This is a genomic window from Tindallia texcoconensis (assembly GCF_055383815.1).
Genome location: NZ_AP042431.1, coordinates 2,610,742 through 2,622,216 on the forward strand (window position 1 = coordinate 2,610,742; position 11,475 = coordinate 2,622,216).

The following is an 11,475-nucleotide window of genomic DNA, read 5'->3' on the forward strand; positions in this document are numbered from 1 at the left end:
TTGCAAAGACATAAATGTAATACACGAGGATAGGAGAGGTAGGTAAAATGGCTTTAAGCTTAGCTTGGATTGTGTTACTAGGCATGTTTTTTCATGGTGTTTTTAGAAAAATTGGTTTGCCTGGCTTGCTAGGATTGTTAATGCTTGGGGTATTAGGAGGTCCCTACGGTTTAAACTTTATTGATGAGCAGGTAATCCAAATATCTGCCGATCTTCGAAAAGTAGCACTAATTGTTATATTACTGAGAGCGGGCCTAGGGATCAAAAGAGAAACCTTGAATCAAGTAGGCATCAATGCTCTTAAACTTAGTTTCATACCTTGTGTTTTGGAAGGAATAGCGGTTGGGATGGCAGCTTATTATTTTTTGCAGTATTCTTTTTTGGAAGCTGGAATGCTTGGTTTTATTATTGCGGCGGTTTCACCGGCTGTTATTGTACCTTCAATGCTTCGATTTATTGAAGAAGGCAAAGGAGAAGAAAAAGGGATTCCAACCATGATTTTAGCAGGTGCATCCTTAGATGATGTGGTGGCTATTACTTTTCTAACTGCCTTTATTGGTATTTATGGTGGAGCACAAGTGGCCTTGTGGCAGCAGATTATTTCAATCCCTATGGCTATCCTGACTGGATTGATTCTAGGGTTGATGGTGGCGATGATTCTAATCGGCTTCTTTAATAGGATAGATATCAGAAATACAAAAAAGACCTTGATGTTAGTAGGAGCTGGGATTTTGATGACCGGTGTTGAAGAGGTGCTTCAACCTTTTTTTCCGGTGGCTAGTCTGATCGGGGTTATGTTTGTGGGATTTATCATATTGGAAAGGAAGCCGCAAGTTGCTGCTGCCCTTTCTGCAAAGATGAACAAAGTGTGGGTGTTGGCAGAAATTATTCTTTTTACCATGGTGGGTGCGGTGGTCAATGTTCCACTAGCCCTGGAGGCTGGTTTAACAGGAATTCTCTTAATTGGATTTGCTTTAATGGCTCGTAGTGTCGGAGTGTTTTTTTCTTTGTCTGGTAAAAAGTATTTAAAACGTGAACGGGTATTTTGTATCCTAGCATATGTGCCGAAAGCCACGGTGCAAGCAGCGGTAGGCTCATTGCCCCTAGCTGCAGGAGCACCTAGGGGAGAGGAAATTCTTGCTTTTGCCGTATTAGCCATTGTTTTAACGGCACCTGTAGGCGCGTGGCTAATACAGTGGGGAGGCAATCATTTATTGGAGGGTAAATAGTGAAACCAGACCTTAGTAAAATTGGCATCGGAATATTTGTAGCGGGAGTCATCCATGGGTTTCTGCTCCGGGGGGTTCGGTTTGAAAGTTTGATTTTCATGATCCTTGGGATAGGAGTTGTGAGTTTTCATTACGCAAATGCATGGGTACTTTATAGGTCGAAGCGCTTGCAAAAACATCAATGGATTTATCGATTAATCGTCATTAAAATTGGATTTCTATTGACAATAGTTGGGGTTCTTATCACCCTTCAAGTGATGATCATGACCACTGCAATGACGACTCATGATGAGGATGTGGACTATGGGATTGTATTGGGAGCTGGTATTGTTAGGAAAGAACCTTCTTTTACATTGGCTCGTAGATTAGACTTAGCCGTTGAGTACCTAAATAGTCATCCAAAGGGGAAAGTAGTGGTGGCAGGAGGTCATTCAGAAGGTCAGTTGGCCTCGGAGGCTCAGGTGATGAAATGGTACCTGGAAAGTCAAGGAATTGACTCGAAGCGGATTATGATGGAAGATCAGTCGACGAATACCTTTGAAAATATCAAGAAGAGCATAGAGATTATCCAGTTTCAGGAAGGAATAGAGGCAGATAAAATAGTTATTATCACCAGTGATTACCATCTTTTTAGAGCACAGCTGATTGGTCGAAGGGTAGGGGTTGATCCCTATGGGATGAAAGCCACTTCACCGTCCAACCTCTATTGGTATTATGCAGCTCGTGAAACGGTAGCTTTATTTAAATCTATGGTGACAGATTGGTAGATAAAAGAAGGATACAAAGAAAGCAGGGCCAGTGATAGTAAAACCCTGCTTTTTCATATAAAGGACATAAGGTTACCAACTATTCTTGATGGAACCAGTTCCAAAATAGTTCACGGTAGAAAACTCTGAATCAGCAATGGATTGATAGTTTTTTTTCGGATGACCTTCAGTTTTTTGATGAGTGTGGTTTCTCTCTATCCCTTGAGTAGAAAAGGATTGTTTCTTTTGTTTATTAACCATACGTGTCATAGGTGACCCCTCCTTGAATTTGAAATATTTTGAATACAAAGACAATTTAACATAATGGATCTTTATCGATGTTTCACTCCTTTCTTCTTTCGTATGGCTTAACGTACAAAAAACCCGTCCCTTAAAAATACAAAGGACGGGTTTTCATGTTCCCGCGGTACCACCTTTTTTGCCTGCGTTGCAGACCACTCATACGGATTTTATCCTGGCGATAACGGCACCACCGGTTTCCATTACTTCCTTCACGAAAACAGCTCGGGAGTGAGTAACAATAAAGTTAGTATCGGTTTCCAGCAAACACCGACTCTCTGTCATCCAATCAATATTGCTTAGCTCCTTCATTGCATTTTACTGAATAATTAAAATATATTATAACAGCGAGATTTATAGACGTCAAGCAATTAACTGAAAAAAATACAAAATTTTACCAATTCAAAAATATGTGTAAAAAATGATTGCTATAAATCGTGGGTATGTTTAATTCTAGGTTTGATTGTTTTCATAAGTAGGGAAGAGTATAATATAAAGGGAGAAGGAGGCATCGTCATGATAGAAACAGAAAAAAAGTCCTTAAAAGGTGTTCAATATGGCATTGGAGCTTATGTGCTTTGGGGTTTTCTGCCGGTTTATTGGAAATTATTGCAGGAGTTTCCTGCAGGAGTGATTTTGGCCAATCGAGTGATATGGTCGTGTTTTTTTGTAGGGGGCCTTTTGTGGCATAAAAATGAACTGAAAACAGCTATCGCTCTTTTTTCTGATAAAAAAAGTGTTTTATGGGTCCTTTTTTCAGCCTTGATTATTTCTTTAAACTGGTTTACTTATATTTGGGCTGTTAACTCTGGATTTGTTATACAGGCTAGTATGGGATACTATATTAATCCCCTGATGGTCGTATTGATGGGGACGCTGATTTTTAAAGAGAAGATGGATAAAGCAGAAAAAGTAGCTCTTTTCCTGACTTTCATCGGTGTTTTAGTGATGGCATTGGAGTATGGAAGGATTCCGTGGGTGGCATTAATTTTAGCGACAACGTTTTCGACTTATGGACTTTGCAAGAGAGTAGTGCAGGTAGGATCTTATGTGGCCTTAGCCATTGAAACTCTGATGATGATGCCCGTTGCTTTTATCTATCTCATCTATATGCATCACTCTGGGGGGATAGTACTAGGAGAGATAAGCCTCTTATCTTGGGGGCTTTTGATGGGGGCAGGAGTGGTGACGGCAATACCACTTCTTTGGTTTGCCATGGCAGCAAAATCGATTCCTTTTTCCGTATTGGGATTTATCCAATATCTATCGCCTACGATTACTCTTTTGTTAGGTATATTTTTGTTCAAAGAACCCTTTGGAGGTTACCATATGATTAGCTTTTCATTTATTTGGGCGGGGTTGTTATTGTTTACATATGTTAGAACTCAAAAAATTAGAGAAAGAAGAAAAACGATGAAAAATTCAGACATAAAAGGAGTGTCATAATGACTAGGATATATCTTGTTAGACATGGGCAAACACAGTGGAATATAGAAAAACGATTTCAGGGAAGTGGCGATTCTCCCCTAACGACAAAAGGATTGGAAGAAATCCAGCTTTTAAAAAGGGATATGAGACAGATACCCTTGGAAGCTGCCTATGCTAGTCCTCGAAATCGTGCTTATCAAACGGCCGCTCTTATTGCAGAACCACACGGAATAAAAGTGGAGAAATCCGAAGATTTTGGTGAAATTAATCTGGGAAAATGGGAAGGAAAAACACATGAGGAAATAAAGCAACAGGATCCAGCTTTTCACCATGCTTTTTTTTATGAGCCAGATACATTTCAATCTGTAACAGAGAGTGAGAGTATGGAGGTAGTTCAAAATAGAAGCTACTCTGCGTTGAGAGATATCGTTGAAAGGCATCCTGGCAAGCATGTATTAGTCGTAAGTCATGCCATCACCCTACGATTGCTTTTGCTTGCTTTTGAAAATAGACCAATTCGTGATTTGTGGAATGTGGCTGACGTGAAACAGACCAGCGTTACAGAGGTTGTAATGGATAAAAATAAGGTTCAAGTCATTAGAAAAGCGGATAGGAGTCACCTAGATAAATAAGAATATGCTTAAGTTGTTTATCCTTTAGGCCAGCGGGTAACTAAAAAATAATGATAAAGAAGGGGTGATGTTTTTCATGGCAATTGAATTTAATGCAAGTAAACTATTGCAGGTATTGGTCCGAAATGAAGCAAGAGTAGCTGAACTTTACACAAATCTTGCGAGTCAAATGCAGGACGGAAAAGGAAAAAAATTATTTGAATTACTGGCAGAAGATGAATTGAAGCATGAGAAAATTTACGCTGAATTATTGAGAAAACTTCCGGATGAAGGTACTGCTGATGTTTCAGAAGAAGAAAAAGAATATCTTGATTTGCTAATTGAAAACGATATGTTTGCGGACGCTGATAAATCCATGGAAAAAATAAAAGGTAAGTATACAAAGGATGAAGCCCTAGAAATAGCTGAAAAAGTAGAAAGAGATGGGATTATGTATGTATATGAACTTACAAGACTTTTTCCGGATCTTGCGCCAAAAGAAATGAAAAAGGTGTTAAATGAAGAAAGAAGACACCTTCAAGCAGTGTTAAGTAGGGCAGAAGTTGATTTGTTGAAATATTTACGATACTAATTGAAATATCAATGAAATTATGAGATGATGATAGCTCTTCCAAAAGGAAGGGCTATTTTTCCACGAAGGAAAAGCGTTAGAGTTTTTTAGGGAGGATATAGAATGGAAAAGTACATATTAGCCCTTGATCAAGGGACCACTAGCTCACGTGCCATTATTTTTGATGCACAGGGAAAATTAGTGGGCAGTGCACAAAAAGAAGTAAATCTTATCTATCCTCAAGCTGGGTGGGTTGAGCAAGAGCCTGGAGAGATATGGGCTACCCAGATGGGAGTAATAGGAGAAGTAATGCAGCGGACAGGAATTTCGCCACGGTCAATTAAGGCCATAGGCATTACAAATCAGCGGGAAACCACGTTGCTTTGGGATCGAAAAACTGGCAAAGCAGTGGGTAATGCCATTGGATGGCAATGTAGACGCACGTCAAGTATATGCGATGATTTAAAGAAAGATGGATGGGAACCCTATGTCCGAAAAACCACCGGACTTACGATAGATGCATACTTTTCTGCTACAAAGATTGCATGGCTTCTTCAAAGAGACTCTGAACTTAAAAAAAAGGCTCAAACAGGTGCTCTTTGTTTTGGAACCGTAGACAGTTGGCTCATATGGAATCTTACAAAAGGTGCAATCCATGCTACGGACATGACAAATGCTTCTCGAACCATGTTATATGACATTGAAAAGAAACGGTGGGATGATAGGATTTTAAAAGAATTAGAGATCCCATTAGAAATATTGCCAGAAGTGCACCCGTCTTGCTATGAATTTGCAAAAGCAGATCCAGATTTTTTTCAAGGCTACGCCATTCCAATAGCTGGTGTGTCTGGGGATCAACAAGCGGCTTTGTTTGGACAGGCTTGCTTTCATCCAGGCATGGCAAAAAACACCTATGGAACAGGATGTTTTATGCTGATGAATACTGGTGATAAGCCTGTTTTTTCCGAAAAAGGGCTTCTAACAACAATTGCCTGGTCCGACGGAAAAAAAACGCATTATGCACTTGAAGGCAGTATTTTTATTGCTGGTGCAGTAATCCAATGGTTAAGAGATGAAATGAATCTGATTAGACATGCCTCTGAGACTGAATCTATGGCATTTTCCGTGGACAACACCAATGGCGTTTATGTGGTTCCTGCCTTTACTGGTTTAGGTGCTCCCTATTGGGATATGTATGCGAGAGGAGCGATTTTGGGAATCACCAGAGACACGAAGGCGGCACATATTGTAAGGGCAGCATTAGAGGCAATTGCATATCAAACGAAGGATGTGTTGGATCTGATGGAGGAAGAAGGAGAGATTGATCTTCGTTCTTTGAGAACCGATGGTGGTGCAGTTTCAAACAATTTTTTAATGCAATTTCAGGCAGACTTATTAAACAGAAGAGTGGAAAGGGCCTTCATACAAGAAACAACAGCATTGGGAGTTGCATATATGGCTGGGTTGACAACGGGATTTTGGGATTGTATTTCGACCATCGAAAAGCAATGGAATTTTGATTATGTATTTACGCCAGAAAAAGAAGAATTATGGAGACGAAGTGCCTATGAAGGATGGAAAAAAGCGGTTGGTAGAACCTTTGGATGGGAAAAGGGACGAAAAGGAGCGAGTGTGTGACCATCGAATATATTAATCGAAAAACAGGCAAAAAAGAAAAAGAAATCATATCGGCTGAAAAAATGTTAGCTTGGGCATATGGAAAAAAAAGCGGTAGATGCTTTATGGAACTCTTGGGAAAATACAAAGGGGTTTCATGGTTATACGGGGTGGTACAAAAATTACCTAGCACAAAGAAAAAAATACAACCTTTTGTAGACCACTTGAAGATAAATATGAAGGAAGCGCTACTGGAGAATCCAGAGGACTATGGTTCCTTCAATGAATTTTTCACCAGACATTTGAAGCCTGGTAGCAGAATAATTGAGAAAGACCCCCGTGGTGTTGTATCGCCTTCAGATGGGCGAATTCTTCTTTATCCGAAGATTGAAATGGGACAGTTGATTCAGGTGAAGGGAAAAACAAGTTCGATAGCTTCTGTTTTAGGATGTGAGGAGTTGGCAAATTCATTCCTGGGTGGGTCGGCCGCGGTGATTCGCCTTGCACCTTCAGATTATCATCGGTTTCACTTTCCTGTGGATGGAATTCCGAGAAACACAACCCTTATAAAAGGATGTTATTACTCGGTGAATCCCTACGCCCTACGAGAAGTGAAGAAGGTATATAGTAAAAACAAACGCATGGTGACGATCATCCAATCTTTTATGTTTGGGAAGGTTGCCATGATAGAAGTTGGGGCAACAATGGTGGGAAGCATCGTACAAACCTACTGGCCAGGGGTACCAGTTAATAGAGGAGCAGAAAAAGGATATTTCCAATTTGGGGGTTCTACAGTTATTTTGATTTTTGAAAAAGGAGTCCTTCATTGGCATTCTGATCTTGTGAAAAATACACAAGATGGTTTTGAGACCTTGGTTCAAATGGGTGAATCAATTGCAAATATAAACAAATAAGGCTCGGATCTCTTCAGGGAGATCCGAGCTTGGAATGGATTATTCTGTTACAAAAGTAGTGAACATTTCTGGTTTTGCTTTGCAGATAGGACAGTCATCCTCCACGTGGTTACCGCTCAACGTGTATCCGCAGATATCACAGACATGAATTTTATCTTCGCTGTAGTCGCTGCCGCTATCTACGGCTTGTTTTGCTAGGCTGAACAAATCCGAGTGGGTTTTTTCAGCTTCTAAGGCAAACTGGAAGGAACGGATACTTCCCTTTTCCTCTTGAAGATTTGCTACGGTAATAAAGGCAGGATACATTTGTTCAACTTCATAGTTTTCACCATTAATGGCCCCTTGAAGATTTTCTGAAGTGTTAGTCATACCGAATCCAGCACCTGCGGTAACGGAGTCATCTCCTACTTCTTTTTTTAATTCTCTGAAGTGGTTTCCTGCGTGGACTTGCTCGGCATATGCAATTGCCTTGAAAAGATTAGCTACATTAGGATATTTTTCTTTTTTTGCAGCTTCTGCCCACATTAAATAACGCATGTGAGCCATACTTTCTCCACCAAAAGCGGATTTTAAATTACTGGAAGTCATTGGATTCATTAAGAATACCCCTTTCATTTTGTAGAATAAATAGTGTACAATCAATTGTAAATGTACCCGTTCCTATTCTACCCTAAACATAAAAAAATATATACAGCTAATGGCTGAAAAAAAGGAGCTGTGTGGCTATCATGGAATTAAAATCGATTACTCGGGATCAGATGAACCAAGAAGTTGTTTTGACTGTGTTATTGGTGGATGCAAAAATAAAAAAAGCAAAAAATGGAAAAGCATATGCGGATTTAGTTATTCAAGATGCATCGATGAAGCAAGCGGTGAAACTTTGGGATGCGGATGAAGAGGATCCATTAATGAAAAGGAGGGATGAACTGCCGGTGGTTCAATTAACGGCTATGGTTGGAGAGTATCAAGGCAGGCTGCAATTAACTGCACAAAAAATAATGGAAGTGGATAAAAGCACAGTAGATATGAGGGCTTTGATTCCATCAAGTCGCTGGAACTATGATCAAATGAAGGAGTGGTTGGCAGAATTTAGAGATCGAATAGAGTCGGCTACCATTAAAGAGCTGGTGAATAAAATGGTTTTTGAAGAATCTAACTATGAAAAATATTGTATCTATCCAGCGGCAAAATCTGTTCACCATAATTTCCGTCATGGTATTTTACAACATACCCTTGAAGTCTTGAAATATTGTGTCATGGTGGCCAAGATAAAAAGACTGACTCAGAGACAAGTTGATCGATTGATAGCAATTGGATTCTTACATGATTGGGCAAAAATTATGGAGTATGAGCCCTTGCCGTCTAATCAACTCAGCGATGAAGGAAAAATGTTGGGCCATATTTTTATTGGTACGCATTATACAATGAATGTTATAGAATCTATTGAAGATTTTAAAAGAGAGGATGCTTTGATTATACTCAATGGAATCTTGGGGCATCATGGATCCTTGGAGTGGGGATCTCCTGTACTTCCCAAAACTGTGGAAGCCCAAATACTTCATCAGGCAGATAAGCTATCTGGAGATATTGAGAGCATTTTATCTTTTCTGGATGAAAGCGAAGAAAATCCTGAAAATTTCACAGAGAAACTTTGGAATATGGGGACAGAATACTACAAAGGAGGTACATCGTGAAAAATATTTTTAGGAATCATAGCAAAGAGCTAGAAGGTGAGATAGATGCTTATTTGAAAGCCATATCACGTGGTATTTTGTTGTTTAAAGAAGGGATACAGGAATACTTAAGTGGAAAAGAAGAGTCTTTTGAAATAAGAGCGCAAGAAATGGCAAATGCCGAAAAAGAAGCAGATGAAAAATTAAAAAACATTAAATATAAACTTTACGCTTATAATTTGATTCCAGATGCCAGCGGAGATATATTAGAATTAACAGATGCATTGGATGAGTTGGTAGATAGAGCAAAAGCGGTACACTTAAATATATCGATTGAAAAGCCGCAGATCCCTGGCTTTACGGTAGAATCTTTTGAAGCATTGACCCAAGCATCCTGTCAAGCAGCAGATGAATTGATGCAAGGGGTAAGAAGTTTCTTTCACAATACTGGAATGGTGGAAGATTATGTTAATAAAGTATACTATTATGAAGGAGAAGCAGATAAGTTGGAAGTAAAAATAGCTCGAATGGTTTTTGAATCACAGAGTATTGAGAGATTGAGCCATAAAATGCATCTTCGGTATTTCGTGGAAAGAATTGCATCCATATCAGATATTGCGGAAGATGTGGCCCTAAAACTTTCAGTATTTCAGCTCAAGCGAAATATTTGATATATTAGCAGAATACGCTATGATATATTAGAGGGGTAAAGAAATTTGAGGGGGCTCCGATAGGATGAATCAGAGAAAAGGGATCCAAAAAAGAATGTTTATCACTATTTTAGCAATGGTTGCAGTGCTTAGTTCATTCTCTGGTTGTGCACAAAGAACGGAACAGTCGGAGGGAACACAAGAGATAGAGGTTGAGGAGATGACACAAGATTACGAAGATGCGAATATAAGCATTGCTACTGGAGGGACTGGTGGTGTCTATTTCCCATTGGGAGGGGCTCTGGCTAGCATTTACAATACCCATGTTCCAGGTGTGCGTGCCACGGCGGAATCAACCGGGGCGGCGTTGGCTAATTTAGATTTAATTCGAAAGGGAGAAGTGGAAGTAGCTTTTACACAGAATGATATCACCTACTATGCCTTTACAGGTACGGAAATGTATGCAGAAGAAAAGGAACCCTTTGCTAATTTGAAAGGGATGGCGGTGCTTTATCCAGAAATCATCCAGCTGGTTACATTAACAAACGCTGACGTTAATACGGTCAAAGATTTGACTGGGAAAAGAGTAGCTATTGGGGCCCAGGGATCCGGAACAGAAGCCAATGCAAATCATATTTTAGAAGCTCATGGACTGAAACAAGAGGATTTGGCTGAGGTTCATCCGATCTCCTTTGCTCAAGCGGTGATGCAAATGAGAAATGGTGAGGTTGATGCAGCTTTTGTCACAGCAGGCATACCGACGGCGGCTATTGGTGAAATGGCGACCACTATGGATATACGTATTATTCCAATTGCAAGCGATAGAATAAGGGATCTAACATCTCGTTATCCGTTTTATGTAGAAGTGGTAATTCCAGCAGGAACTTATGCAGAGCAATCAGAAGACATAACGACAACGGCAGTGATGGCTATGTTAGTTGTTTCTTCAGAACTTCCAGAAAGGTTAGTTTACAATATGACACAGGCTATTTTTGAGCATCGGGATTATATTGTAAATACCCATGATCGTGGGAAGGATATTATGCTAGAAACTGCGCTTATTGGTATGCCTGTGGATTTGCATCCAGGAGCAGCCAGTTTCTTTGAAGATCATCTAAATCAATAGGGGAATAGCCATGACAGGATTTTGGATTTGGGTGAATCATGATTCCTATAAATAAGGGTTTTCAATTAATGAATAAAAAAACAGGGTGGATATTGATGATCCTTCTGCTTTCTGTTCAGTGGCCGGTATATTTTTTAGAGGCTTCAAACAATGACACTGGTCAGGCTCTCTATCGCCATACTACTTCTTTAGGCCATGAATTTGAGATGCATTATGGGCATTCGGTAGCGAAAACTCCAGTCATAGAAATCTATCGGATTATGCCAGATAAGCGAATTCTTTTGATGGAAATGGTTTATGAATCTTACGGGGCAGGACTTCCAACGGCTGTAGACCAAGGCTATGAAATGAATGCAGGTACCTTTCGTCGTTACAATATCCACATGGTTACAGATTCGCTAATTTACAGAGCAGATCCTCAAAACCTAGGCCTTGAAATGAAGCTGGTTATAGAAAGCGACGCTATCCCTTTATATAGCTTTTCGGAAGAAAGAACTCCAGTGAAAATACAAGTAAAACGTGCCCCTTTGTGGTTGTTCTGGCTCCAAAACCCCTAAAAAACCTCTTATAAAAAGAGGTTTTGCTTTTATTATAAAAAAGATTAAAACGA

At 39.7% G+C, this 11,475-nt stretch carries 13 protein-coding genes and 1 other annotated feature; of the genes, 11 read left to right on the forward strand and 2 right to left on the reverse strand.

Annotated features, from left to right (window positions below; all coding sequences use genetic code 11):
- The first annotated feature begins 47 nt into the window (after nt 1–47).
- Together ACZ47N_RS11830 and ACZ47N_RS11835 are read left to right on the forward strand one after the other, a co-directional pair.
- Nucleotides 48–1,229 (forward strand): cation:proton antiporter domain-containing protein, encoded by a 1,182-nt coding sequence (locus tag ACZ47N_RS11830; RefSeq protein WP_464886747.1) that lies wholly within the window; start codon nt 48–50, stop codon nt 1,227–1,229.
- Nucleotides 1,229–1,996, forward strand: a complete 768-nt coding sequence (locus ACZ47N_RS11835) for a YdcF family protein (protein WP_464886748.1) — start codon at nt 1,229–1,231, stop codon at nt 1,994–1,996. Before ACZ47N_RS11830 ends, ACZ47N_RS11835 begins: the two co-directional genes overlap by 1 nt.
- 72 nt (nt 1,997–2,068) lie before the next feature.
- Here the strand turns inward: ACZ47N_RS11835 and ACZ47N_RS11840 are convergent, their stop codons facing one another.
- Complete coding sequence (locus ACZ47N_RS11840) at nt 2,069–2,245, reverse strand: hypothetical protein (RefSeq protein WP_464886749.1); 177 nt, start codon at nt 2,243–2,245, stop codon at nt 2,069–2,071.
- Between the two features lie 129 nt (nt 2,246–2,374).
- Nucleotides 2,375–2,596: a binding site (T-box leader), on the reverse strand.
- 195 nt (nt 2,597–2,791) lie between these two features.
- Between ACZ47N_RS11840 and rarD the strand changes: the two genes are divergently transcribed.
- The 5 genes from rarD (at nt 2,792) to asd (ending at nt 7,416) form a co-directional block, all read left to right on the forward strand.
- Nucleotides 2,792–3,721: an EamA family transporter RarD gene (gene rarD / locus ACZ47N_RS11845; protein ID WP_464886750.1), complete on the forward strand. Its 930-nt coding sequence runs from the start codon at nt 2,792–2,794 to the stop codon at nt 3,719–3,721.
- On the forward strand, nt 3,721–4,335 hold the full coding sequence (locus ACZ47N_RS11850) for a histidine phosphatase family protein (protein WP_464886751.1): 615 nt from the start codon (nt 3,721–3,723) through the stop codon (nt 4,333–4,335). The genes rarD and ACZ47N_RS11850 overlap by 1 nt, the downstream gene beginning before the upstream one ends.
- 76 nt (nt 4,336–4,411) lie before the next feature.
- A complete protein-coding gene (locus ACZ47N_RS11855; protein WP_464886752.1) occupies nt 4,412–4,906 on the forward strand; it encodes a ferritin family protein in 495 nt (164 codons plus the stop codon).
- 102 nt (nt 4,907–5,008) lie between these two features.
- Nucleotides 5,009–6,523 (forward strand): glycerol kinase GlpK, encoded by a 1,515-nt coding sequence (glpK, locus tag ACZ47N_RS11860; RefSeq protein ID WP_464886753.1) that lies wholly within the window; start codon nt 5,009–5,011, stop codon nt 6,521–6,523.
- The gene (gene asd, locus ACZ47N_RS11865) at nt 6,520–7,416 is read left to right on the forward strand and encodes an archaetidylserine decarboxylase (protein WP_464886754.1); all 897 of its coding nucleotides are present in this window, start codon (nt 6,520–6,522) and stop codon (nt 7,414–7,416) included. Before glpK ends, asd begins: the two co-directional genes overlap by 4 nt.
- A 39-nt stretch (nt 7,417–7,455) precedes the next feature.
- On the opposite strand, the gene ACZ47N_RS11870 is transcribed toward asd, so the two are convergent.
- A complete protein-coding gene (locus tag ACZ47N_RS11870) occupies nt 7,456–8,013 on the reverse strand; it encodes a rubrerythrin family protein (protein ID WP_464886755.1) in 558 nt (185 codons plus the stop codon).
- A gap of 131 nt (nt 8,014–8,144) precedes the next feature.
- Between ACZ47N_RS11870 and ACZ47N_RS11875 the strand changes: the two genes are divergently transcribed.
- From ACZ47N_RS11875 to ACZ47N_RS11890, 4 genes are all read left to right on the forward strand, one after another.
- On the forward strand, nt 8,145–9,110 hold the full coding sequence (locus tag ACZ47N_RS11875) for a 3'-5' exoribonuclease YhaM family protein (protein WP_464886756.1): 966 nt from the start codon (nt 8,145–8,147) through the stop codon (nt 9,108–9,110).
- Nucleotides 9,107–9,760 (forward strand): DUF47 domain-containing protein, encoded by a 654-nt coding sequence (locus ACZ47N_RS11880; RefSeq protein WP_464886757.1) that lies wholly within the window; start codon nt 9,107–9,109, stop codon nt 9,758–9,760. Before ACZ47N_RS11875 ends, ACZ47N_RS11880 begins: the two co-directional genes overlap by 4 nt.
- A 64-nt stretch (nt 9,761–9,824) precedes the next feature.
- The gene (locus tag ACZ47N_RS11885) at nt 9,825–10,865 is read left to right on the forward strand and encodes a TAXI family TRAP transporter solute-binding subunit (protein ID WP_464886758.1); all 1,041 of its coding nucleotides are present in this window, start codon (nt 9,825–9,827) and stop codon (nt 10,863–10,865) included.
- A gap of 68 nt (nt 10,866–10,933) precedes the next feature.
- A complete protein-coding gene (locus ACZ47N_RS11890; protein WP_464886759.1) occupies nt 10,934–11,422 on the forward strand; it encodes a DUF1850 domain-containing protein in 489 nt (162 codons plus the stop codon).
- Nucleotides 11,423–11,475: the final 53 nt, after the last annotated feature.